We start from the raw sequence: 20004 nt of genomic DNA, 5'->3' as shown, positions 1-20004 counted from the left end.
ATGGACAGAGAACGCTATGAAGATAATGCCTATTGGCGCAAACGATACCTAGAGCTTTGCTATGAACTAGGAGAGATTATCAACGAACAGCAAGACAAGATTATCTCACTCACAAATGAAAATAGACGCTTAAAGCGTGAAAATTGGAATATGAAACAAACCAAAAGGAGAAGAAGATGACTAATAATCAACTTGTAGAAACAAAAGGGGATTTTCTGACTAACCCTCAGCTACTTAATAGCGGTATCATCAGAAAATATCTTGACCCACAAGGAAAAGCTAGTGATGAGGAGCTTGCCTATTTTATAGCCCAAGCTAAAGCACAAAATCTAAACCCATTCACCAAGGAAATCTATTTTATCAAGTACGGAAACCAGCCAGCTCAGGTAGTTACTGCTAAATCAGCTTTTGAGAAAAAGGCTGATAGTCACCCTCAATTTGACGGAAAAGAGGCGGGTGTAATCTATCTGATGGACGGAGAGATTAAATACTCTAAGGGGGCATTCATTCCTAAAGGCGCTGAAATCCTTGGCGGTTGGGCTAAGGTGTACCGCAAAGACCGTACTTATCCGACAGAAACAGAAGTATCTTTTGAAGAGTACGACAATTCCAAAATCCGTGCAAGAGTTAAGGAACTGACACAGCAAGGGAAAGATGTTACTTATCCAGTGATGAACTCATACGGCAAGCCAATAGGTGAGAATAACTGGGATACTATGCCTTGTGTCATGATACGGAAAGTAGCTCTAGTGTCAGCTTACCGTGAGGCATTTCCTGCTGAGCTTGGAGCGAGTTATGAGGCTGATGAAATTCAGTTAGATAACACACCTAAAGATGTCACGCCACAAGAAACCCGTGAGGATGTTATGGCACGCAAAATGGCTCAGATTGAGCAGATGAAACAAGAACAACTGAATAAACCAGCTGAAAAAATCAACGCAGAGGAAGTGCCATTATACGGAACAAACAATGACGATAGCGAGGCTGTACAAGGTGAGCTACTTGATGAAGAACTAGAATACTAGGAGGACAACATGCAAGAATTACAAGTAAAGGTAACACAGGCACAAGTTGAAATCGTTGACCGTGAAAAATTTGAGCAGAATATCAATGATGTTGTAGCGAAATACAAAAATTATACAGTAACAGCTGCAACCATCAAAGAAGATAAGCAAGTTCTAGCTGACCTACGCAAACTCAAGAAACAGTTATCTGATGAGCGTATCAAAGTCAAAAAAGAACTCTCAAAGCCAGCTGATGAGATTGACGGATATATCAAACAAGCAAGCAAACCACTTGACGATACGATTGACAAGATTGCAGCTGATGTTAAGGAATTTGAAGACCATCAGAAAGCTGTCCGCTTGGACACTGTCAAGAGCTATCTAGCTAACAAAGCTGCTGAGTATATGCTAGACCCTCGTATTTTTGACGCTAAAGCCACAGAATATATCAAAGCCTCTGACTTTATGGCCGACGGTGTGACACTTAAAAAAGTTACTATGAAATCTCTTGAGGACATAGTCACATTTGAGTATCAAAAACAGGAGGAGTACAAAAAGGCCAAAGCTACAATCTCTGGACAATGTGCTGAGTATGGTATGACAGACCAGCCTTATATCCGCATGCTAGAAGTTATGACACTTGTAGAGGTTTTAGAGCAGATTAAGTCTGACTACCTCTTTGAAAAGCAAAAGCAGGAAATGAGGAAAGCCGAAGCTGAAAGAGAGCAACTTTTAGCAGCTCAGCGAGCTAAAGAACAAGAATTGGCTCAAAAATCAGTGGAAATGCCCCAAATTGACAAAGAAACAGGAGAGATTTTAGACGGAGGGCAATTATCCCACCCTGACCAAGAAACGCTCACAGGGGCTGAAAATGAACCTAAGAGATACACCCAAAAAATGACTTTGGAAGTTTATTTTACAGATACGGCTGAAAAAGACCGTTTCAAGAGTGGTCTGAGTCAACTTGGATTTGATTTCAAAAAGAATTATCAAGTTAGCGGCTATCAACGTATAGAGCCTCTGACACAGGCTGAACTAAATGAACAGAATGGGTGGTAATCATGGAAATTAGACAAGTATCAGAAAGTATTAGTATCTATTCAGACGGTCAACGCTTGCAGGTTATCCATAATTTGGGTGATGAGTTCATTTTAGACCTGAAAGTAGTAGCAGAGGACGCTTTTAACATTGATGGTCAGGTGCTAGAAGTAATAAATACCATTGAACCTGTATTCAAGATTAGTGGTTTTTGCTCAAGAAGTGGAGAGGATATGCACCGCCTACGGTGGGCTATCCTCCAATTTCAGGAGTTTGAGCAATACGTAAACGACTATCAGGCTGACTTGCTTGATTGGTGGCAAAATCCAGGAGGGGAGTAATGACATTCAAAATATGCGACTTGCTAAATTATAGGCAGTTATGGTGGCTTGATAAGTTTCTTATAGGCCACAAGGGGTTTATCGCCGGAGGGTGTTTTAAAAATATCTTTAACAATGAGCGTGTTAAAGACTTAGATATTTTCTTTGAAAGTGAAAATGATTTTTTAGAGGCAAAGAGCTACTACAAGCAACAAATGAAAGAAAATCCTGCTGAATGGAAATTTTCGTATGAGAACAAGAATTGTTGGTCAATCTATTCAATTAAAGAAAAAGTCCGCCTTGAACTGATTAGAAATACTTACGGCAAACCAAAACAGATTATTCAAAATTTTGATTTTACAATAACAAAGTTTGCTTATTACAAAAACTATGACAATGTAGACGAAGATAATTACATGGCGGTTTTTGAAATCATTTATCACGAAGATTTTTTTGAGCATTTACACACCAAAAGGTTAGTCGTAGACGCTGGCTTACCTTATCCAGTCAGCACTTTTAACAGGCTTATGAGATATGCAAAATATGGATACCAGCCTTGTAGAGAAACAAAGGTGAAGATAGTTACAAGTTTGGCCATGTTAGACCCAGATAATCAAGAGGATTTCGAGGAACAACTCGGCAAAAGTTTATATGAGGGGTTAGATTGAAATGATAATTTTTGAATTTATTTTATTAGCAGCATGGACTTTCTTGTGGCTATGTCTAGGTTTTCTGCTAGGAGAACGTGAAGCGAGAAAAGATAAATAAAAAATACGTGCCGTGAACCACGAAAAAAGCGAACTAGAAAGCGTGTCAACTGCAAACGATCAGAAGACAGTTGGACGAATGATAGCGACTGCCCGTATTTAGTCAAACTCACATCTTTGGCAGTCGCAGTTTTTTAGGTAAATCATGAACGAACTAAAAGAAAAAGCATTGTCCAAAATGCTTGAAGAGATGAATAAGGACCACAGTCCTGCTGAGGATGCTATTCACAATTGGCTATGCGAGCAGGATGATGACGAGTTATTCCAAGGTGTCCTCAAGGATGGCTACACTATCAAAATGGCTTTGAAGTATGCAAAAGACAAAGCTAGAGAATTTGCACAGAATGGAGTTGCTTGCATTGATGATGAGATAGTCTTTGGATGGGTTCGGGAATATTTCTTGGCCAATAGTAAACTGGAGAACATCAAACAAGTTCCTGTTGAACCAGTCAAGAAGACGGATAAGAAGGTTGATCGTGAAATCGATGTGGCCAAAATCAAAAAAGGTGTTGGTCCAAATGATGATTATACAAAACCGGCCAAAAAAACTAAAAAAGAGAAAGGAGTGGCGGACGGTCAGATTGACCTGTTTGCAGATTTGTTTGATGAAATCTGAAGAATTGAGAAAGCAAGCTGAACGTAGGTTGAAACCTCCCAAGTCATTTTGGGACTGGTGCTATTCTCAAATCACAACCTACAAATGGTCCAACAAAAAGCAAACAATTGTAGCGTCAGATTTGAAACTAGGCTACTGTGTTGAGAAAAAGCTGACTAAAGCATCACGACTGACCTTTTATGACAAGACCTATTTTTTCTCAATCATTCTTTGTACTTCTAGCCGGATTGAAATCCAGTCCTATGAGTTCAATTCACGAGTTGACAACGGTCATCAATCAATTAAGTACGCCTTGGCCAATATCGAGCGCTTCGAAAATGATAAGCATATCAAAATAGGTCGCTCTTACACAGACCAGTACTTCCCATATCTGATTGAGAATTTCTTTGGAGGTGGACCTTATTCAGGTAACAAATTTTATCCAAATAATTGGCAAGATAGACTGAAGACAGTCTCAGAACTCAAATATCTAAAATTCAACTACATTTATTTCTGGGAGATTGAGCGGTTTTACAAATACAAATTTGAGATTGAATTTGCTCAAAAAATAAATGCCTGGAAACTGGCCAATGATATCATGAGACCACGGTACGAAAGGGCTGGCTTAGGATACGGAAAGTCTGTTGATATGCGTACCCTGAACCGCAAATGGCTGCAGAAGAATAAGCAATTTTTTAAAAACTCAAATCGTAGTTTTTTGGAATTTGAGTTAGAGCGTCGATTGAAAGAAAGAAATGGGAAGTTAGTCCCAGGCATCGAAAGCTACCTACACTTTCAAGATATCAAAAAAATCCCTAAAGGTGTCGGGATTAACAAGTTTCAAAATTGGGTTATCAAGTACAAGATTGATTTCAGAGAATACCAGGACTATTTGAAGATGCTATCTGAAATGGGTATTGAACCTGAAGGAGATGCAATGATAGTTCCGAAAGATTTTCGAGGCATGCACAGACACACTGTAGAGCTCTACAATCAATTCCGAGAAGAAGAGCGACGATTAGCCAATGAAGCAAGAAATAGAGAAAAACGAGAGCGCGAAAAACAGCTGGAAGCTGAATTCAAAGCACGTCCTACTTTTGACAAGGTTGTTTCAGGTTACTCATTCCACGTCCCTACTAGAGTCGCAGAGCTGATTTACGAAGGCAAGAAGTTACATCACTGCGTTAGCTCTTACACAGAAAGGCATCTAAAAGGCGTGACTATGATTGTCTTCGTCAGGTTAGAAAATAAACCTAACACACCTCTCTATACACTTGAGGTTAAGAATGGAAAAATTTCCCAGTTCCGGGGCAAGTATAACCATGATGTACCTGAAGATGTTTGGGATGTAGCTAGGCAGTGGATGAAACAAGTAAAAATTTTGAAAGAAACAGCATAGGAGAAGAATTACATGATCAGCAAAATCAACGTGACAGAAAATATCGCTATTGTTATTACCAGGAAAAAGGTATCAGTCAATACCACTCTTGATTATGACATGAGTATCACTTTTGACAACAAGGATAGGCAGCCTACGCTTGACGAAAACGGAGACTTGTTTGAGCCAGTCTTTAAGTGCCGAGTTCAGGTCCAGCCTAAGCGAGAAGTCTTCTTTGGCTCTCTCTCAAAGGTTAAGGACAACATCAAGGACCTACAAGAAATCAAAAGGTTCTTTGAGTTTGTCAAAGAGAACAAGGAGAATATCTTTGAGATGGCAGGTATCAGGGGGGCGCTTGAATGAAATTAGTCCTGAATATCGAACCCAAACCCCAGTCACGGCCACGGTTTGCCAGGCGTGGGAATTTTACCACGACTTATGAAGACAAGAAAATGAAAGCTTGGCGCAATCAATGCAGGCTACTTATTGCTAATCAGTACATGGGGCAGCCTATCCTTGAGGGCGCTCTGAGGGCTAAGGTGAGGTTTTACATCAAGCCCCCTCAATATATCGCCAAAGTCAAAAAGAACCAGCAGGCACTCATTGATGAGATTATACCAGTAGGTAAAAAGCCTGATGTGGATAACTACGAAAAGGCGCTATATGATAGCATGTCTGGCTTAGTCTTCCAAGATGACGGCCAAATAGCTCTGCATGATGTCGGTAAGTTTTATAGTCTCAATCCACGTATTGAGGTAGAAACTGAGGTTATGGAATGGAACAGATAAAAGAAAGGTTATTTTTTATCTCTCTATGTGTTGTTTGCTTTATCGTTGGTGCTGTGCTAGGAAACGTGGCACCACTTAACCAACAGCCTAAAAAACACCCCATCATTATTTACACCGTTGATAATGCAGGCGGTGTGATGGTAGGGCAAATCACAGACAAGGAAATCATAGAGGGACGCTACATAGTCACAGCCCATGCGTACGGTAAGTTTTTGGTCACAAAAGAACAGTACGAGGCTATCAAGGTTGGTGACCCAATACCTGATTATCTTAAAAAGAGGGGGAACTGATATGAAGTTTCGAATTGTAAGTGCTCGTTATTTTTTAGATGATGTGAGAACATGGCAGATTTACGGCGAGAAATTAAAAAGGGTTGTTCATACCAGTTTCTATACAGACCTTGAACGGAATTGTAACCCAGTTTTAGAGATTGAGGTTAAGACTATTGAACAACTCAAAAATGTTGCTAAGTCGGTAGGATATGACCTAGTTTTTCCTAGAAGAGACAATGATGATATTTGGATAAAAGATGACTACATGGAGTAAAAAATGAACAAACGACAACGTAAGAAGATGCTTAGCAAAGCTTTTACTGAGGCTTTTTCCAAGGCATATGATGAGAGTTTTAAGTACAACAGAGCAGAACATGTAAACGTGTTTCTTTTTAGAGACGGTAATAGCGTTTGTATCAAATCTATGGTTGTTGGACCGTATGAATTTGAAGAGTATATGCCAGACTATGCAGAGCTAACAGTCGAAGGAGTTCTTGTATATAGTAGAAAGTTGTAGAGGTTTTGAACAAGTATAAATAAGGAGGGGAAAATGAGTAGTAATTTTTCAAATGATGAAATCAAAGAATTTTCTCAAGCTATGGATCTTGGTACTGGTATACTGAAGCTTTGCAGGTTTGTGATAAACAGTGACACACAGGACAAGGCTAGTAATTTTATACGGGTTGACGGGAAGAAATTCAAAGTGACAGTTTTGGAGGTTTAAGATGAACAAACAAGAAGCGATTGAAACTATTGAAAAAATGGGAGAGTACGAACCTTTTGTAGATGAACCTATCTCAAAAAAATCTGTACTTAATATCATCAACCAAATTGACGAACCGCAGAAAGTTGTGATACCGAAATTTGTGGCGGAGTGGATTGAAGGACTACGAGATAAAGCATTAAATTTATTTGATGCTTACCAGCACCCGTTCGAAGACAAAAGGGTGAGAAAATGGTTTATGGACTTTTCGAACTTTGATTTGTTCGCCCGAGCTTGGCTTGACGGCTACGAAATTGAGAAGGATAAGTTGTACACGGTTGAGATACCTAACAATGGCGGAACATTGGCGCTTACGTCAATTAACGGAAGGCTAAAACTTGACCACGGATATAAATGTTTTCCCGCTAAACTGACAGAAGAAAAAATAAGAGAAAAGTTCAACTGGGCTTGGCAGTGGGCTAAACCTGTGGAGGAGGAATGATGAAATGGAATAAATTTGCACTGCGGAAAACAGACGAAGAAGAAAAACAATATTTTGGTACAGATGAAATTTGGTCTGAACCAGTACCAGATAGCGAAGAAATGGTATTGGTAAGCGATGGCGTCACGATTTGGTTAGATGAATGGTATAGCGATACAGATGGAGCCAATCTCATGGATAGTGATGCTCTAGGTCTTTACTGGATGCCATTGCCAGAGTTACCAAAGGAGGTAAACAATGATTCCGAAGTTTAGAGCGTGGGACTCACGAAAAAAAGTTTGGATAGGGAATTTATTTGACAACATCTTTGTATCTTCTGGTGGACACGGTGGTGCTTTGCTCATAAGAAAATCTAACGAGATTGTTTTGAACAGAGAACTTGGACTATACACGAATGACACAGATTATCTAATAAAAGACCTCCCACTTAGCTATGTACATATCCAGATGTCAACAGGCATCAGGGACAAACATAACCAAGAAATTTTTGTAGGTGATATTGTCAAGATGTATTCTGGTGAGCTTTTACTTGTTGTACTTGATCATGGTATGTTTGTGCCAGTCTGTCTTTACGTCAGCGAAGTTTTTGAAAAAGTTGGGAATATCTTTGAAAACCCAGAACTGTTAGAACACCCAGATTTTAGAGGTTAAGAATGACAAAATTTAAAGTGACTTGGGAAATTTATGACAAAAACAGCAAAATAGTAAACGAAATTGGTAGTTTTGACACCTTAAAAGCGGCTCAAGAAGCAATAAGCAAACACATAAAATCAAGAGACACACATGCTAGTCCTTATTATCGTATGTGGTGTGTTAATGATACTTGGACTATCGACTATGGGAAGCATAATGCTTTTTATAAAATAGAGCGCAAATAAACCAACCTACCAGACTGTCAAAGGTCTGATAGGTATAACCGCTAAAAATAAAAAAAGAAAGAACTTTCCAAAGCGTAGTATCACACAGCAGTCTGATAGCGGTAAGATTGCGGGCTTAGTTGGGTTCGAATCCTAACTGAGTCGTTCCGTCAAATATAAAAAGGAAAAACTCTCTTAAAAATGACAAAAAATAACCCTGATGACGGTAAAAGGGAACGAAAGGGTGATGGGTATGTAAAAAAGCTAGCTCACGCTAGCTCCTTGGTAAAAATGATAACATATATATTTTACCATAAAGGAGAAGCGTGTGGCTAGAAAGGAAATTACAGAAGCAGAAAAGTTACTGAAAGAATTGCAGACAATCCCGAAAATCATCACGGAATTAAAATTGGATATCGAGCGCACAGAGAGTTCTTTACTTTCTAGCCCTCAATGGTCCGATATGCGTGTGTCAAGTGGACTGAGGAAGTCGCAAGAGGATAAAAATATCAGCATTATTGATACCTCTGATTACAACCGAGAGCAAATTGATAAGCTCTTAAAGCGTAAGCAAGAGATTATTGAGGTGATTGATCAGTTAGATGCAGAGTATCGTTTGCTAATCATCAGAGCGTACATCTCTGCGGAATACCCAAGCGATTGTATTGGCAAGTACTACACGGAGCGCAAGTTTTACACAGTAAAACGATTAGCTATTAAGCAGTTAGATGCAGTTTTGTGCAGTAATTTGCAGTAAAAACGCAGTAAATCTGCAGTTCGTTGCAGTAACTATCGTGCTATTATAGTATCATCAAGAAATAAGGGTAAGGCACTTAGTAAGTGTCTTGCCTGTTATGGAGAGTTCTCAGAATTGGTAGATGGTCACCCAAGCAAATGGGGAGCGTAAAGCTTTGTGGGTTCGAATCCTACAGAGCCTGTTAGGTTAGGTCACACCTCAAGATGACAACATATTATTTTAAGGTCGCTAGACGACAACAATGGCCACTCATTGAGTGGCTTTTTTTGATTGGAGGTGATGGAAAATCAACGAGAGACAGAAACGCTTTGCAGATGAGTACATCATCTCAGGTAACGCAACAGAGTCCGCTAAAAAGGCAGGCTACTCAGAAAAGACAGCTAGAAGTATAGGACAACGATTGTTGACAAATGTTGACATCCGGGAATATTTGCAAAAGCGAATGGAGGAATTGCAAGATGAGAAAATCTTGACCCAAAAACAAATCCTCGTCATGTTGTCTGAAATTGCATTGGGTCAAGCTACAGAAACCGCAGTCGTGACTACAAAGGTTGGTGTTTTGAAGGAAGACCCGATTAGCGGAAAATCCGTCAAAGTTTATGACGAAATTCCCCAGTTAGTTGAATATCCTACTAAAAATAGCGATAGAAACAAAGCTCTTGAATTACTTGGTAAACGATACGCGATGTGGACAGACAAGCAAGAAGTTTCTGCTAATGTGTCAACAAACAAACTAGACAACATCCTAGCGCAGTTAGAAGGTGATAGCTTGTGAGCGACTTAATTTTATCAGAAAAATATAAAGAGTTTCTGAGGCACAACGCAGAGGCCGAGGCGCTCGAAGGGACGACCGCAGCAGGAAAGACAACAGTCGGTGCTTTTAAGTTTATGCTTAAAGTAGCTAAGTCTCCGAAAAAGCTCCATTTCATTGCTTCGAAATCAATCGGTGACGCAGAAAAAAACATTATCAATTCAGATTTAGGTATCGTTGATATTTTTGGGGACTTGGTTCAGTATCGAGGCAACGGTAGCATTGATTACAAGATTTCTCATTTGGTCTATCACGTTGACGATAACCCAGAGCACGACAAGATTATTTTTATTTTGGGTTACGAAGATAAGACAAAATGGAAAAAAGCTCTTGGTTCGCAGTTTGGTTGTGGATATATAGACGAGATAAACACAGCGGATACGGATTTTATCCAAGAATCCACTATGCGTTGTGATTACTGGATGTGTACCATGAATCCAGACGACCCTAATCTGCCCGTTTACGAGCAGTATATCAACCGTTTTCGAAGTCTTGACAAATATATCAATGACACGCCAAAAGAAATACAGGACGAATTAAATAAGCAACCAGCGCACCCAAATTGGACGTACTGGTTTTTTAATTTTGACCACAACGCAGGACTACCAGAGGAAAAGAAACAACAGATCATCGGCACGGTTGCGGTTGGGACCAAGATTTACAAAAACAAAATCTTAGGCTTACGTGGACGTGCTGAAGGTCTTATCTTTCCGATGTTTGAAAGACAAAGAAATGTTATCGCACGCAGTCAAGCTAAGAAATTTGATTACGTCAAGTATTCGTGCGGTGTTGATACGTCTTACTCAGAGCATTCGAACGATACAATTGCCTTTATGTTTCAAGGGATTACAAAAGACGGGAAGTTAGTCACACTTGCTGAAAAAGTCTACAACAACAAGGATTTAAACGGTGATAAGATAGCACCGTCTGATGTTGTGCGTTTTTTGCACAAGTTCCTTGATAATTGCAAGGACAGCTGGGGGTTTGCGAGAAAAATCTATGTTGATAGCGCGGACCAAGCGACAGTGATGGAATTACGCAAGTATGCCAGTAAATATGGTTTAATCTACGAGTTTATGAATGCTAATAAAAGTATTAAGATTATCGACCGTATCAATCTCATGGCAGGGTGGATGAAGCAAGGGTGTTATCTAGTTGTAGATGACTGTGTCGAACATATCCACGAGCTGGAAGTGTACAGTTGGAAAGAAAATAAAGATGAGCCAGAAGACCGAAACGACCATACGATAAACGCTGGTCAATACGGCTGGATACCACATCTAAAACAAATCGGAAATAAACAAGCTAATGCTAACCAGTTCGACACTTTGCGAGCTGGTTTTGGTTTGTAGAAAGGAAAATATGACATATATAGAAACGCTTGTGGACAGCACGGGAAAGAGCAAAACCTTAGAACTACGCTTCCACCGTGAAGCTAGATTGAGATACCAAGCTGAATCCGTCGAGGCTTTACTAGCTGATAATTACAAATTACTAAAAACAATTTTGGAACATCACCAAAACATACAACGTCCACGTATCCAAGAATTGCTTGATTATGCAGAAGGAAATAACCATGAAGTCAGCGAAGTAGGTAGACGACGTGAGGAGGACATGGCAGATGTTAGAGCGATACACAATTTTGGTAAGGCTATTGCGACATTTAAGCAAGGCTATCTTGTCGGCAAGCCTATCCAAGTTGAGTATAACAGCGGTAACAAGGAATCGGATAAAGCTGTTCAGGAAGCGCTGGACGAACTCGAAAACAAAGCGGGATTACACCAGCTTAACAGAACGCTTGTCCTTGATTTGTCTAAGACGGGACGAGCGTATGAGCTGACTTACCGCTCGACTGACGACGTTACAAAATCAGTTAAGCTAGACCCTTTAAGCACTTTTGTTATTTACGACACGACAACAGAAAAGCACTCAGTCGCTGGTGTGCGTTACTATAATCAAAATCAATTTGACGACAGCAAAAAAACAGTGGAAGTCTACACTGCTGATAAGATCATCAAATTCGATTGGTCGAAAGATTTAGCACAGACAAACGAAACGCCACACAGTTTTGGAATGGTACCGATTACGGAATACCTTAACAACAGCGACGGTCTCGGGGACTATGAAACTGAGCTTAGTTTAATTGATCTATACGATTCATCTCAATCAGACACAGCTAACTACATGCAAGACTTGTCAGACGCTATTTTAGCGATTGTTGGGCGTATCTCATTTCCAGAAGATTGTGATACAGCGGAAAAACAGATTGAGTTTATGCGAAAAATGCGCAAGGCTCGTTTGTTAAATCTTGAACCGCCTGTAGACGCAGATGGACGTGAGGGACATGTAGATGCTAAGTATTTGTATAAACAGTACGATGTTAGCGGAACAGAAGCCTACAAAAAGCGTGTGGTAGATGATATCCACAAGTTTACAATGTTTCCAGACATGTCAGACGAAAACTTCGGAGGAAATCAATCCGGTGTTGCTTTAGCTTGGAAGACCTTTGCGTTAGACCAAGCGAGGGTGGACATGCAGGCCTTGTTTGAGAAGTCGCTACGTCGCAGATATAAGTTGATTGCTGCTATTGGTACAGTTGCAAAAGAACTTACTAATTTTGATATTACAAAGCTGTCGTTTACATTTACACCTAACTTGCCAACAAATACAACAGATATTATCAACAACGCTAAAAATCTTTATGGAATGGTCAGCGATGAGACTGTTTTGGGAACGCTCGAAGCTGTTACAGGAGTTACCAAAGAGATTGAAATGGAGCGGATAGAAAGCGCTGAGGAAGCAGCAAGCAAATTGGCACGACAAATTGAGCAAAATCAGCGTTTTAGCGATAAAGATTTAAGTCAGGAAGTGGTAGCTGATGACAATAGATCTGAGTAAGTATTGGAAAGAACGTTACGAGGCAGAAGAAAAGCGTAGAGCAAAGTCTGACGAGGAACTAGAACGCCAGTTAGATGCTATCTACAAACAACACATCGCTGAAATCCAGAAAGAAATAGACGCTTTTTGGCAACGGTACGCTGATAAGAATGGCATTACTAAGTTAGAAGCTAAAAAACAGGCTGATAACCTTGATATGGACGTTGTTAGCTACAAAGCTAAGCAATTAGTTGCAAGAGCTGAAAAATGGCGCAAAGAAGGTCGTAAGGTCACACAGAAAGACTTTACTAAGGCTGAAAATGACTTGATGAAGCTTTATAACCTCAAGATGAAAACGAGCCGTTTAGAAGTCTTACAGGCTAATTTGAAGTTGCATCAGTATGAACTGGCTATGAATGAGTTAGAAGCCACAGAAAGGCACTTAATCGAGGCTGTACGGCAAGAGAACTTATATTCTAGTGGAATATTAAAGGACACGCTAGGAAGCTATCAGACGTCTAAAACAAGCGCTGAGACGATAGCTTACGCTAACTTCCACGGCTCTAACTGGTCAACTAAGATTTGGGAACGTCAACACATCCTTAGAGAGGTTGTAAGAAAAAGTGTTGCGGATACTATCTTACGTGGTAAGGGGACTCAATTACTTATCAAACAGCTAGAAAAAGAGTTCAAAGTATCTTATGGATACGCTAGACGTTTAGCGGTAACAGAGACAGCGAGGGTTTATTCCGAAGCACAGAAAGCGAACTATAAAGCTAATGATTTTGAGTATTACGAGATACTAGCCGAAAGCGGAGCTTGTAACATCTGTAAGCCATATGATAGCAAACATTACAAAGTTGACGACATGGCACCAGGTCATAACGCACCGCCGTTTCATCCAAATTGTAAATGTACGACAGTGCCTTATGTCGATAGAACAGCTTCTTATTCTGAATTTAAGGAAGATGTGTCAAACGCTTTCGACTTTCTTGGAAAGAAACCTAATGCTACCAAAAAAGAGATACAGAAATTGTTTAAGAATAGCTACAATGTTGGTAAATTATTTGAGCATAAGATTTTTGGAGAATATAGTGGTAAAAATGTTGTTATTCCAGACCATATGATAGCTTATGCACTGACTGCCCATCAAAATCAGATTGTTCTCGATGAATTTTTGAAGATAAAAGAAGTTGTAAAAAATCCAGATTTTATATCTGAAGATATAAGAGGACACAAGAATACATTTTTATTAAATAAGAAAATCTCAGATAATAGGTTTTTAGAGGCAGGCATTGAAGATAAAGGTGGTCAATTTGTATTTCACTTTATGCTACGTGGCGAAAAGAAAAACAATAAACGTTTAAGAAAAATCATAGATAAAGTAAAAAAATATGACATTGTTAATCAAAAAGTGTATAATATAGGTGAGGAATAGAAGTAGAAAAACATCGGGAACTACGCACCCATTAGGGTATCTGAAAAGTGGGGAAGTCCCGTCCCACCTATTCAAGCACTTAGATTATATCTAGGTGCTTTTTTTGTACCCAAAAACAGGAGGAGATATGATTTTAAGTCTGACTTGGCTAATACTGCAATTTGCAATTTTTGTGGTTGTAGGAGCACTTTCAATTATTTTATTGTTGTCAACAATCAAAGGACTAGCTGATTTTTTGATTATATTTTTCAAGGAGATGTAATTTTTAAATGAAAATCATTGAATATCTTAGAAATAAGCTGGCACCACCCAATCCTTCGATTGTTTTATATAACAAATTATCAGAAGCAACCTTTGAAGGTTTCAAGGAAGGAATTAAAAAATGAACAAAAGAATTAAAAAGAAATGGTCTCGTGTTGAGAGACTTGAAAGTGTAGTAGCGCAATTAATGGCTAGCAATGCTTTACTCACGGAAGCTGTGAGCAGGCAGAATAACCTTATCGAAGAGTTAAAAGATATCGGAGAACGCGATGTGCAGGCAACGAACGCACGCTTTGATGATTTAGAAGCTGAAAATAAGTCAATGCGAGTGGACTTAGATGAAGCGATTGTTGAATTTAGAAAAAACAAGAAAAAAGGCCTGTTTGGCCGTAAATAAGGAGAAAAGCAATGAAATATCGCAAGAAGCCAGTCGTGATTGAAGCGATTCAATGGACAGGCGATAATTTTGGAGAGCTTATCCAGTTTGCAAAATCTGATATTTGGTTTGACGATTTAGGCACACTCTGGATTGATACACTAGAAGGCGATATGGTAGCTAAAAAAGGAGATTATATCATTAAAGGTATTCGAGGTGAATTTTATCCTTGCAAACCAGATATTTTTGCCGAAACTTACGAGGTGGCAGAATGAAAGTAAAAGAACTCGCTAAAGTGTTTAACGAATACACACCGCTAAATGTAGTTTCTAATGGTAAGTACTTAGTCGGTGACTTCCCAAACGAATTTTTAAATTGCCAACTAGAGGTGGTAGCTGTGGACATCTCTGCAGATAACACTTTGATAATATATGCAAAATGACAAACAAAATCGCAGATTAGGAGAAATCAAAATGAATCATAAAATCGTTATTTTTTTGGCAAGCGGTAAAACTTTTGCTTTCGAGAATGTTGAGGATGTCATGTTCAGCCAAGAGCATGGTCAATTGCACTTTGAATATTTTGGATCAACCCATCAAGAAAAGAAACTTGCAACATTTGACCTCGCCAAATCTCTTGGTTGGTCAGTAACCAAAGGATTAAAAATCAAGCTTATCTAATATAAAAACTATTCAAAAATACTCAAAAACTGGTTGAAATCGACCAGTTTTTATTTTGTCCTGTCGCATGACGTAAAACTAGGCAAATAAACGTCACTAGCGTGGCTTGTTTGTGTTAGGTATAGATTTATATTCAGACGAGACTAGAAAGCGTTAGGCGCCTGTTTTCGTGGCTCTATGAACGTGATAGCTATATCTAATAGAACGGGACTAGCATGGGAGGAAAAAATGAACAAAGAACTTTTAGCAAAACTTTTTAAGATGGCACCAGACACAGGAAATGGTGGAGGTGCAGAAGTAGGAGCTGAGGAAAGCTCACAAGAACAAGCAGAGCAAGCACAAGCTGAGGAATCAAATGGTTTTAAAGCACCGCAATCACAGTCAGAATTAGACAGTCTTACCAATAAAGCTGTACAAAAAGCTTTAGAGAATTACAAAGCAGGCGAACAACAGCGTATCGCGGAAGCCATCAAAAAAGAAAAAGACTACGCTAATTTATCGGCTGCTGAGCGGGCTCAACAAGAATTTGAAGACCAGCAAGCTGCATTTGCCAAAGAAAAAGCAGAATTTGAGCATGAAAAACTTGTGGTACAGGTTGAAAAAGACCTTGTCGCTAAAGGGTTACCTGCTGGATTTGCTGAAATGCTTGCGGTTGGAGACGCTGAAACAGCTCTTGCGCAGGTTGGAAAGTTTGAAACGGCGTTTAATGCTGCTGTTAATGCAAAAGTTAAGGAATCACTACGTCAGCCAGCACCTCAAGAGGGTGGTAGCGGTTCTTCTCAAACGAACTACGGCGCTCGTCTTGCTGAGGGTTCGCTAGCAACTGGTGGAGAACTATTTTAATTTAAGGAGGGACTAACATGTCCAAAAAAACACTATTTGGCAATGCGGAGATTCTGCACAATATGCCTTATGAAGCTATTTCTGTGACTGTTGACAAGACAACAACAGGAACAGTTGATGAAAACGCACGTAAAATCTTGAAAGCTGGCGCTTTGCTTGCTGGTGACGGCGCTTCAATCTTTAAAGACCGTAGCAAGAAAGTGAAAGTCAATGCTGATGCACCAGACGGCGTGCTACTTTACGACGTTGATGTCACTGATGGTGACGCAGTTGCTACGCTGGTTTATCGTGGTACTCTTCGTGAGGACAAAGTAAACGGCGGTACTGTTTCAGAAGGCGCTAAAACAGCCTTGAAACACATTCAATTTGTGAAAGGAGCATAATCTATGCCATTAATTTATGATATCGTAACAGCGCCTAATGTGGCTGGTTACTGGAATACTAAACAATCAAAGGTAAACGCTACTGAGGGTGAAAAAATCTTCCCAGCACAGAAACAGCTTGGCTTAAAACTCGCTTTTGTAAAAGGTGCTTCTGGTCGTCCAGTTGTGCTTAAACCGTCAGCGTTCGACACAAAGGCTACACTTCGTGAACGCATGAATGTGACTCTATCAGAGGAAGAAATGCCATTCTTCAAGGAGTCAATGCTCGTAAAAGAATCGGATCGTCAGCAACTTAACCTTATCGCACAAACTGGTAATCAAGCCTTGATTGACACAATTACTCGTGGTCTTTTTGACGACGCAACAACGCTCTTGACAGGTGCTCGTGCTCAACTTGAAGCGATGCGCATGCAGGTTTTGGCAACTGGTAAGATTGCTGTAATCGGTAATGGCGTACCGCAAGACTTTGACTATGGTGTTGCCGAAGACCACAAAGGTAAAGTCAAGACAGCTTGGTCAGATGCTGAGACAGCGACACCACTTGCTGACTTGGATACTGCTTTTGCAGCGCTTGAAAATCTAGGCGGTAAAGCAGAAGTCGCTTATATGAACTCTGTGACATTTGCACAGCTTAAAAACGCTAAATCAACAGCAACAGTTATCAAACCTCTTGCGCCTAACGGTGTCGGCGTAACCGCCCAAGAATTGAAAGATTACATCGCTGATAATTATGGCGTGAAGATTGTTGTTAAATCTGGTACTTACAAGGACGCAGACGGCAAAGTTAAGAAATACTTCCCAGACGCGCGTGTAACGCTTGCACCTAACTCAGCTCTTGGTCGCACAGTCTTTGGTACAACACCAGAAGAAAGCGACTTGATGGGCGGTAATACTGGTGCATTTGTTAAGATTGTCGATGAAGGTATCGCAATCACTACAACTAAGCACACAGACCCAGTAAACGTTGAAACAAAAGTATCTATGATTGCATTGCCATCGTTTGAAAACTTGGATGATTGCTATATGTTTTCTACGACACCAGAAATCTAGGAGGTAGATCATGGCTAAAGTTATCGCAGGTTTCCGTGATAAGGAAACACAGGTTATTTATGTGATTGGTGACGAGTACGAAGGCGACCGAGAAACAGAATTAGTCGAAAAAGGCTTTTTGGAAGGCGAGAAGGTAGTTTCGAAATATGCAGGTTTGTCGGCAGATGAATTGAAAGAATTGCTAACTGAGCGTGGTATCGAATTTAAAGAAACTTCAAAACCAGCTACTTTTATCAAACTTCTTGAAAAAGCAGATGCAGCAGCTGACGCTGAATAGTCAGGAGGCGTTACATGACGCAACTGGACGAACGGGCAGTAATTGACAATGTTAAACTAGATTTAGATATCGACGATATATTGCAAGATGACTTATTAGATATGCTTTTACAGCGTGTAATCAAGCATTTCAAAGCAGAATACGGCGTGTCTGAAATAGATGACGCCTATTCTTTTATCTTTGAAGATTGCGTTATTAAACGCTTTAATAGACGTGGCTCAGAAGGTGCGTCATCAGAAAGTGTGGAAGGTCACTCTGTTTCTTATTACGAAAACAAGAATGAGTTTTTACCTTATGACGACATGCTCCAAAAGGCTTTTGGTCAATCTGGGCAATCTCAGAAAGGCAGGATTTTTGTCTTATGAGATTTGCAGACAGAGTTGACTTGGTCGCAGTCACAAAAGAGCGTTACGACCCCGATTTGGGCGAGTATGTAGGCAAAGATGAACAATCTTTGAGAGTGCCGGCTTATGTAATGGATATGAGTTTAGATCGGCAAAAACTTGTTTACGGCGAATTTAAAAAAGATACAAAGACGGTATTTCTGAAAAGAAAGCCGTCTTTTGTTTTTTCGAAAATCTTGTACAAAGGCAAACCTTACAAAGTCACCGCTGAAAAGCAGTCTGATACAGTCTTTTATCTGGAAGGGGATGATAGCCTTGGTTAACAGAATAAAGGTTGAGTTCAACGGACTGGATAAATTACAAGCTAAGTTACTAAAAGCTATCCAACTCAAGGAAGTTGAAAGAATCATTGAAGATAACGGTGTGGCTATGCAGAAAAAAGCAATTAGAAACGCTGAAAACTTTCGTGGGCACTATGAAGGCTGGGGCAAAAAGAAGCGGTTTGTCAAACCAACTGGAGCGACAAAACGGTCTATCTCGTTTTCAAGTGGTAAGTTGGGCAGATTTAAATATCGTGTTATGCCAGGCACAGAATACGCTGCTTACGTTGAGTTAGGAACTCGTAAGATGTCAGCGCAACCGTTTATAGGGCCTGCTTACATGGACCAAGTAAATCAATTTAAGAAAGATATGAGCGACCTAGTGAAATGAAAACTAGAGAACAAGCAATATTTGATGAGGTTTTCAAGCGCACACTAGCTTTGGGTTATACCGTTTATGATTATAAACCAGACGACAATGCACCTTATCCATTTGTTGAATTTGAAGATACAACAACGTCTTTTAAAACAAATAAGACAGATATTAAAGGGGATATTGAACTCGTTTTATCGATTTGGGGATTGCAAAAGAAAAGAAAGCAGGTGTCAGATATGGCATCTGCTATTTTTTCACAGGCAATGACTATCAACGAAGCGAGTGGATATCGTTTAATGCTTAAACCTAATCAATCAAATATATCACTATTTGACGATAATACCGCAGTTATTCCTCTCAAGCGTGGGCGGATTCGATTGGTATTTACATTACTTTAAAAAGGAGGGCAACCATGCCAACAGCAAAAAAAGGGATTGATTCAATCCTGTTATTCCGTGTATTAAAGACTGCTGCAAGTAAAGCAGCTGCTAAGTTAGCTTTTCAAACTGAACATTCAACAGAAAAAAGCCGTGATACAAATACCCAACAAACAAAAGATGGACTTCTGCAATCTCTTGGAGGTCTAGAAGTAACCTTATCAGCAACTTCAATTATGGCTGAATCTGATCCATTAGTTGAAGAACTTGAAAAGGCTATGGATAACGGTGACCTTGTAGAAATCTGGGAAATCGAAAAAGGCGCTAAACAGAAAAACGGCAAATTCTCAGCAACCTATTACCAAGGGTATCTCACTTCGTTCAACAAAACTAAAAACTCAGAAGATTTAGTTGAGCTTGAAATGGAATTCGGTATCAACGGTGTTGGCGCTAAAGGTGAAGCTACATTGACAGAGGGCCAAGCGGAAGTGGTTCAATATAAATTTGCTGATACTACAGCGGGTTCAGTCACCACAGAAACTACTGACGTAAGTTCACAACGTTAACACTAAGGGCTATTAAGCCCTTTTTATTTTTTGAGATTTAAGGA

36 protein-coding genes are annotated in these 20004 nt (G+C 39.8%); all 36 read left to right on the top strand.

Annotation, left to right across the window (positions count from 1 at the left end; all coding sequences use genetic code 11):
* The 36 genes from AB6M99_RS10415 to AB6M99_RS10240 all read left to right on the top strand — a co-directional run bounded on the left by AB6M99_RS10415 (position 1) and on the right by AB6M99_RS10240 (position 19960).
* The gene (locus AB6M99_RS10415) at positions 1-180 is read left to right on the top strand and encodes a hypothetical protein (protein ID WP_000373551.1); all 180 of its coding nucleotides are present in this window, start codon (positions 1-3) and stop codon (positions 178-180) included.
* Positions 177-1025 (top strand): phage recombination protein Bet, encoded by an 849-nt coding sequence (bet, locus tag AB6M99_RS10410; protein WP_369350738.1) that lies wholly within the window; start codon positions 177-179, stop codon positions 1023-1025. The genes AB6M99_RS10415 and bet overlap by 4 nt, the downstream gene beginning before the upstream one ends.
* Before the next feature lie 9 nt (positions 1026-1034).
* Positions 1035-2063 carry a DUF1351 domain-containing protein gene (locus AB6M99_RS10405; protein ID WP_121835672.1) on the top strand — a complete coding sequence of 343 codons (1029 nt, stop codon included), beginning with the start codon at positions 1035-1037 and terminating at the stop codon, positions 2061-2063.
* A gap of 2 nt (positions 2064-2065) precedes the next feature.
* The gene (locus AB6M99_RS10400; protein WP_121835670.1) at positions 2066-2383 is read left to right on the top strand and encodes a hypothetical protein; all 318 of its coding nucleotides are present in this window, start codon (positions 2066-2068) and stop codon (positions 2381-2383) included.
* Positions 2383-3030: a hypothetical protein gene (locus tag AB6M99_RS10395; RefSeq protein WP_121835668.1), complete on the top strand. Its 648-nt coding sequence runs from the start codon at positions 2383-2385 to the stop codon at positions 3028-3030. The genes AB6M99_RS10400 and AB6M99_RS10395 overlap by 1 nt, the downstream gene beginning before the upstream one ends.
* 244 nt (positions 3031-3274) lie before the next feature.
* The gene (locus AB6M99_RS10390) at positions 3275-3745 is read left to right on the top strand and encodes a Cas9 inhibitor AcrIIA9 family protein (RefSeq protein ID WP_121835666.1); all 471 of its coding nucleotides are present in this window, start codon (positions 3275-3277) and stop codon (positions 3743-3745) included.
* Positions 3735-5123 (top strand): PcfJ domain-containing protein, encoded by a 1389-nt coding sequence (locus AB6M99_RS10385; RefSeq protein ID WP_121835664.1) that lies wholly within the window; start codon positions 3735-3737, stop codon positions 5121-5123. Before AB6M99_RS10390 ends, AB6M99_RS10385 begins: the two co-directional genes overlap by 11 nt.
* Before the next feature lie 12 nt (positions 5124-5135).
* The gene (locus AB6M99_RS10380; protein ID WP_121835662.1) at positions 5136-5465 is read left to right on the top strand and encodes a hypothetical protein; all 330 of its coding nucleotides are present in this window, start codon (positions 5136-5138) and stop codon (positions 5463-5465) included.
* The gene (locus AB6M99_RS10375) at positions 5462-5890 is read left to right on the top strand and encodes a RusA family crossover junction endodeoxyribonuclease (RefSeq protein ID WP_121835661.1); all 429 of its coding nucleotides are present in this window, start codon (positions 5462-5464) and stop codon (positions 5888-5890) included. Before AB6M99_RS10380 ends, AB6M99_RS10375 begins: the two co-directional genes overlap by 4 nt.
* On the top strand, positions 5878-6180 hold the full coding sequence (locus tag AB6M99_RS10370) for a DUF1372 family protein (protein ID WP_121835659.1): 303 nt from the start codon (positions 5878-5880) through the stop codon (positions 6178-6180). The genes AB6M99_RS10375 and AB6M99_RS10370 overlap by 13 nt, the downstream gene beginning before the upstream one ends.
* 1 nt (position 6181) lies before the next feature.
* The gene (locus AB6M99_RS10365; RefSeq protein ID WP_121835657.1) at positions 6182-6436 is read left to right on the top strand and encodes a hypothetical protein; all 255 of its coding nucleotides are present in this window, start codon (positions 6182-6184) and stop codon (positions 6434-6436) included.
* 3 nt (positions 6437-6439) lie between these two features.
* Positions 6440-6679 (top strand): hypothetical protein, encoded by a 240-nt coding sequence (locus tag AB6M99_RS10360; protein WP_121835655.1) that lies wholly within the window; start codon positions 6440-6442, stop codon positions 6677-6679.
* A 33-nt stretch (positions 6680-6712) separates the two neighbouring features.
* Positions 6713-6886, top strand: a complete 174-nt coding sequence (locus AB6M99_RS10355) for a hypothetical protein (protein WP_183121666.1) — start codon at positions 6713-6715, stop codon at positions 6884-6886.
* A gap of 1 nt (position 6887) precedes the next feature.
* Positions 6888-7367, top strand: coding sequence for a DUF1642 domain-containing protein (locus tag AB6M99_RS10350; protein WP_121835653.1), 480 nt, complete (start codon positions 6888-6890; stop codon positions 7365-7367).
* Positions 7367-7621: a hypothetical protein gene (locus AB6M99_RS10345; RefSeq protein WP_121835652.1), complete on the top strand. Its 255-nt coding sequence runs from the start codon at positions 7367-7369 to the stop codon at positions 7619-7621. The genes AB6M99_RS10350 and AB6M99_RS10345 overlap by 1 nt, the downstream gene beginning before the upstream one ends.
* Positions 7605-8018 carry a YopX family protein gene (locus AB6M99_RS10340; RefSeq protein ID WP_121835650.1) on the top strand — a complete coding sequence of 138 codons (414 nt, stop codon included), beginning with the start codon at positions 7605-7607 and terminating at the stop codon, positions 8016-8018. Before AB6M99_RS10345 ends, AB6M99_RS10340 begins: the two co-directional genes overlap by 17 nt.
* Before the next feature lie 2 nt (positions 8019-8020).
* Positions 8021-8245 (top strand): hypothetical protein, encoded by a 225-nt coding sequence (locus tag AB6M99_RS10335; RefSeq protein WP_121835648.1) that lies wholly within the window; start codon positions 8021-8023, stop codon positions 8243-8245.
* A gap of 307 nt (positions 8246-8552) precedes the next feature.
* The gene (locus tag AB6M99_RS10330) at positions 8553-8981 is read left to right on the top strand and encodes a DUF1492 domain-containing protein (RefSeq protein ID WP_121835646.1); all 429 of its coding nucleotides are present in this window, start codon (positions 8553-8555) and stop codon (positions 8979-8981) included.
* A 203-nt stretch (positions 8982-9184) separates the two neighbouring features.
* Complete coding sequence (locus AB6M99_RS10325; protein WP_369350729.1) at positions 9185-9373, top strand: hypothetical protein; 189 nt, start codon at positions 9185-9187, stop codon at positions 9371-9373.
* Entirely contained in the window at positions 9304-9756 is a 453-nt protein-coding gene (locus AB6M99_RS10320; RefSeq protein ID WP_369351270.1) for a terminase small subunit, read from the top strand. The genes AB6M99_RS10325 and AB6M99_RS10320 overlap by 70 nt, the downstream gene beginning before the upstream one ends.
* Positions 9753-11144: a terminase family protein gene (locus tag AB6M99_RS10315; protein ID WP_121835642.1), complete on the top strand. Its 1392-nt coding sequence runs from the start codon at positions 9753-9755 to the stop codon at positions 11142-11144. The genes AB6M99_RS10320 and AB6M99_RS10315 overlap by 4 nt, the downstream gene beginning before the upstream one ends.
* Before the next feature lie 10 nt (positions 11145-11154).
* Complete coding sequence (locus AB6M99_RS10310; RefSeq protein WP_121835640.1) at positions 11155-12690, top strand: phage portal protein; 1536 nt, start codon at positions 11155-11157, stop codon at positions 12688-12690.
* Positions 12671-14107 (top strand): minor capsid protein, encoded by a 1437-nt coding sequence (locus AB6M99_RS10305; protein WP_121835638.1) that lies wholly within the window; start codon positions 12671-12673, stop codon positions 14105-14107. Before AB6M99_RS10310 ends, AB6M99_RS10305 begins: the two co-directional genes overlap by 20 nt.
* 382 nt (positions 14108-14489) lie before the next feature.
* Complete coding sequence (locus AB6M99_RS10300; protein WP_183121665.1) at positions 14490-14765, top strand: hypothetical protein; 276 nt, start codon at positions 14490-14492, stop codon at positions 14763-14765.
* An 11-nt stretch (positions 14766-14776) separates the two neighbouring features.
* Positions 14777-15019, top strand: coding sequence for a hypothetical protein (locus AB6M99_RS10295; protein WP_121835636.1), 243 nt, complete (start codon positions 14777-14779; stop codon positions 15017-15019).
* Positions 15016-15186 carry a hypothetical protein gene (locus AB6M99_RS10290; RefSeq protein ID WP_183121664.1) on the top strand — a complete coding sequence of 57 codons (171 nt, stop codon included), beginning with the start codon at positions 15016-15018 and terminating at the stop codon, positions 15184-15186. The genes AB6M99_RS10295 and AB6M99_RS10290 overlap by 4 nt, the downstream gene beginning before the upstream one ends.
* Before the next feature lie 31 nt (positions 15187-15217).
* Positions 15218-15424: a hypothetical protein gene (locus AB6M99_RS10285; RefSeq protein ID WP_121835635.1), complete on the top strand. Its 207-nt coding sequence runs from the start codon at positions 15218-15220 to the stop codon at positions 15422-15424.
* Positions 15425-15652: 228 nt separating this feature from the next.
* Positions 15653-16267 (top strand): DUF4355 domain-containing protein, encoded by a 615-nt coding sequence (locus tag AB6M99_RS10280; protein ID WP_121835633.1) that lies wholly within the window; start codon positions 15653-15655, stop codon positions 16265-16267.
* A 17-nt stretch (positions 16268-16284) separates the two neighbouring features.
* Positions 16285-16650, top strand: coding sequence for a hypothetical protein (locus AB6M99_RS10275; RefSeq protein ID WP_121835631.1), 366 nt, complete (start codon positions 16285-16287; stop codon positions 16648-16650).
* Positions 16651-16653: 3 nt separating this feature from the next.
* Positions 16654-17700: a major capsid protein gene (locus AB6M99_RS10270; RefSeq protein WP_369351235.1), complete on the top strand. Its 1047-nt coding sequence runs from the start codon at positions 16654-16656 to the stop codon at positions 17698-17700.
* 10 nt (positions 17701-17710) lie between these two features.
* A complete protein-coding gene (locus AB6M99_RS10265) occupies positions 17711-17977 on the top strand; it encodes a hypothetical protein (protein ID WP_121835627.1) in 267 nt (88 codons plus the stop codon).
* Between the two features lie 14 nt (positions 17978-17991).
* Complete coding sequence (locus AB6M99_RS10260) at positions 17992-18342, top strand: phage head-tail connector protein (protein ID WP_121835625.1); 351 nt, start codon at positions 17992-17994, stop codon at positions 18340-18342.
* Positions 18339-18644, top strand: coding sequence for a hypothetical protein (locus AB6M99_RS10255; protein ID WP_121835623.1), 306 nt, complete (start codon positions 18339-18341; stop codon positions 18642-18644). Before AB6M99_RS10260 ends, AB6M99_RS10255 begins: the two co-directional genes overlap by 4 nt.
* Positions 18637-19032: an HK97-gp10 family putative phage morphogenesis protein gene (locus AB6M99_RS10250; protein ID WP_220702229.1), complete on the top strand. Its 396-nt coding sequence runs from the start codon at positions 18637-18639 to the stop codon at positions 19030-19032. The genes AB6M99_RS10255 and AB6M99_RS10250 overlap by 8 nt, the downstream gene beginning before the upstream one ends.
* A complete protein-coding gene (locus AB6M99_RS10245) occupies positions 19029-19415 on the top strand; it encodes a phage capsid protein (protein WP_121835619.1) in 387 nt (128 codons plus the stop codon). Before AB6M99_RS10250 ends, AB6M99_RS10245 begins: the two co-directional genes overlap by 4 nt.
* A 14-nt stretch (positions 19416-19429) precedes the next feature.
* Positions 19430-19960, top strand: coding sequence for a phage major tail protein, TP901-1 family (locus AB6M99_RS10240; RefSeq protein ID WP_121835617.1), 531 nt, complete (start codon positions 19430-19432; stop codon positions 19958-19960).
* Positions 19961-20004: the final 44 nt, after the last annotated feature.

Source organism: Streptococcus hillyeri (assembly GCF_041081565.1).
In the GTDB taxonomy this organism is placed as follows: domain Bacteria; phylum Bacillota; class Bacilli; order Lactobacillales; family Streptococcaceae; genus Streptococcus; species Streptococcus hillyeri.
This window is presented reverse-complemented; position numbering and strand designations above follow the sequence as displayed.

Excerpts from the sequence above, each read along its gene's own strand:
- AB6M99_RS10270 (WP_369351235.1), top strand. The coding sequence starts at position 16,654 with ATGCCATTAATTTATGATATCGTAACAGCGCCTAATGTGGCTGGTTAC.
- AB6M99_RS10350 (WP_121835653.1), top strand. The coding sequence starts at position 6,888 with ATGAACAAACAAGAAGCGATTGAAACTATTGAAAAAATGGGAGAGTAC.
- AB6M99_RS10335 (WP_121835648.1), top strand. The coding sequence starts at position 8,021 with ATGACAAAATTTAAAGTGACTTGGGAAATTTATGACAAAAACAGCAAA.
- AB6M99_RS10390 (WP_121835666.1), top strand. The coding sequence starts at position 3,275 with ATGAACGAACTAAAAGAAAAAGCATTGTCCAAAATGCTTGAAGAGATG.
- AB6M99_RS10345 (WP_121835652.1), top strand. The coding sequence starts at position 7,367 with ATGAAATGGAATAAATTTGCACTGCGGAAAACAGACGAAGAAGAAAAA.
- AB6M99_RS10415 (WP_000373551.1), top strand. The coding sequence starts at position 1 with ATGGACAGAGAACGCTATGAAGATAATGCCTATTGGCGCAAACGATAC.
- AB6M99_RS10290 (WP_183121664.1), top strand. The coding sequence starts at position 15,016 with ATGAAAGTAAAAGAACTCGCTAAAGTGTTTAACGAATACACACCGCTA.
- AB6M99_RS10405 (WP_121835672.1), top strand. The coding sequence starts at position 1,035 with ATGCAAGAATTACAAGTAAAGGTAACACAGGCACAAGTTGAAATCGTT.
- AB6M99_RS10375 (WP_121835661.1), top strand. The coding sequence starts at position 5,462 with ATGAAATTAGTCCTGAATATCGAACCCAAACCCCAGTCACGGCCACGG.
- bet (WP_369350738.1), top strand. The coding sequence starts at position 177 with ATGACTAATAATCAACTTGTAGAAACAAAAGGGGATTTTCTGACTAAC.
- AB6M99_RS10325 (WP_369350729.1), top strand. The coding sequence starts at position 9,185 with ATGACAACATATTATTTTAAGGTCGCTAGACGACAACAATGGCCACTC.
- AB6M99_RS10285 (WP_121835635.1), top strand. The coding sequence starts at position 15,218 with ATGAATCATAAAATCGTTATTTTTTTGGCAAGCGGTAAAACTTTTGCT.
- AB6M99_RS10300 (WP_183121665.1), top strand. The coding sequence starts at position 14,490 with ATGAACAAAAGAATTAAAAAGAAATGGTCTCGTGTTGAGAGACTTGAA.
- AB6M99_RS10305 (WP_121835638.1), top strand. The coding sequence starts at position 12,671 with ATGACAATAGATCTGAGTAAGTATTGGAAAGAACGTTACGAGGCAGAA.
- AB6M99_RS10370 (WP_121835659.1), top strand. The coding sequence starts at position 5,878 with ATGGAACAGATAAAAGAAAGGTTATTTTTTATCTCTCTATGTGTTGTT.
- AB6M99_RS10255 (WP_121835623.1), top strand. The coding sequence starts at position 18,339 with ATGAGATTTGCAGACAGAGTTGACTTGGTCGCAGTCACAAAAGAGCGT.
- AB6M99_RS10360 (WP_121835655.1), top strand. The coding sequence starts at position 6,440 with ATGAACAAACGACAACGTAAGAAGATGCTTAGCAAAGCTTTTACTGAG.
- AB6M99_RS10340 (WP_121835650.1), top strand. The coding sequence starts at position 7,605 with ATGATTCCGAAGTTTAGAGCGTGGGACTCACGAAAAAAAGTTTGGATA.
- AB6M99_RS10400 (WP_121835670.1), top strand. The coding sequence starts at position 2,066 with ATGGAAATTAGACAAGTATCAGAAAGTATTAGTATCTATTCAGACGGT.
- AB6M99_RS10295 (WP_121835636.1), top strand. The coding sequence starts at position 14,777 with ATGAAATATCGCAAGAAGCCAGTCGTGATTGAAGCGATTCAATGGACA.
- AB6M99_RS10385 (WP_121835664.1), top strand. The coding sequence starts at position 3,735 with ATGAAATCTGAAGAATTGAGAAAGCAAGCTGAACGTAGGTTGAAACCT.
- AB6M99_RS10355 (WP_183121666.1), top strand. The coding sequence starts at position 6,713 with ATGAGTAGTAATTTTTCAAATGATGAAATCAAAGAATTTTCTCAAGCT.
- AB6M99_RS10365 (WP_121835657.1), top strand. The coding sequence starts at position 6,182 with ATGAAGTTTCGAATTGTAAGTGCTCGTTATTTTTTAGATGATGTGAGA.
- AB6M99_RS10240 (WP_121835617.1), top strand. The coding sequence starts at position 19,430 with ATGCCAACAGCAAAAAAAGGGATTGATTCAATCCTGTTATTCCGTGTA.
- AB6M99_RS10265 (WP_121835627.1), top strand. The coding sequence starts at position 17,711 with ATGGCTAAAGTTATCGCAGGTTTCCGTGATAAGGAAACACAGGTTATT.
- AB6M99_RS10280 (WP_121835633.1), top strand. The coding sequence starts at position 15,653 with ATGAACAAAGAACTTTTAGCAAAACTTTTTAAGATGGCACCAGACACA.
- AB6M99_RS10380 (WP_121835662.1), top strand. The coding sequence starts at position 5,136 with ATGATCAGCAAAATCAACGTGACAGAAAATATCGCTATTGTTATTACC.
- AB6M99_RS10260 (WP_121835625.1), top strand. The coding sequence starts at position 17,992 with ATGACGCAACTGGACGAACGGGCAGTAATTGACAATGTTAAACTAGAT.
- AB6M99_RS10275 (WP_121835631.1), top strand. The coding sequence starts at position 16,285 with ATGTCCAAAAAAACACTATTTGGCAATGCGGAGATTCTGCACAATATG.
- AB6M99_RS10310 (WP_121835640.1), top strand. The coding sequence starts at position 11,155 with ATGACATATATAGAAACGCTTGTGGACAGCACGGGAAAGAGCAAAACC.
- AB6M99_RS10395 (WP_121835668.1), top strand. The coding sequence starts at position 2,383 with ATGACATTCAAAATATGCGACTTGCTAAATTATAGGCAGTTATGGTGG.
- AB6M99_RS10245 (WP_121835619.1), top strand. The coding sequence starts at position 19,029 with ATGAAAACTAGAGAACAAGCAATATTTGATGAGGTTTTCAAGCGCACA.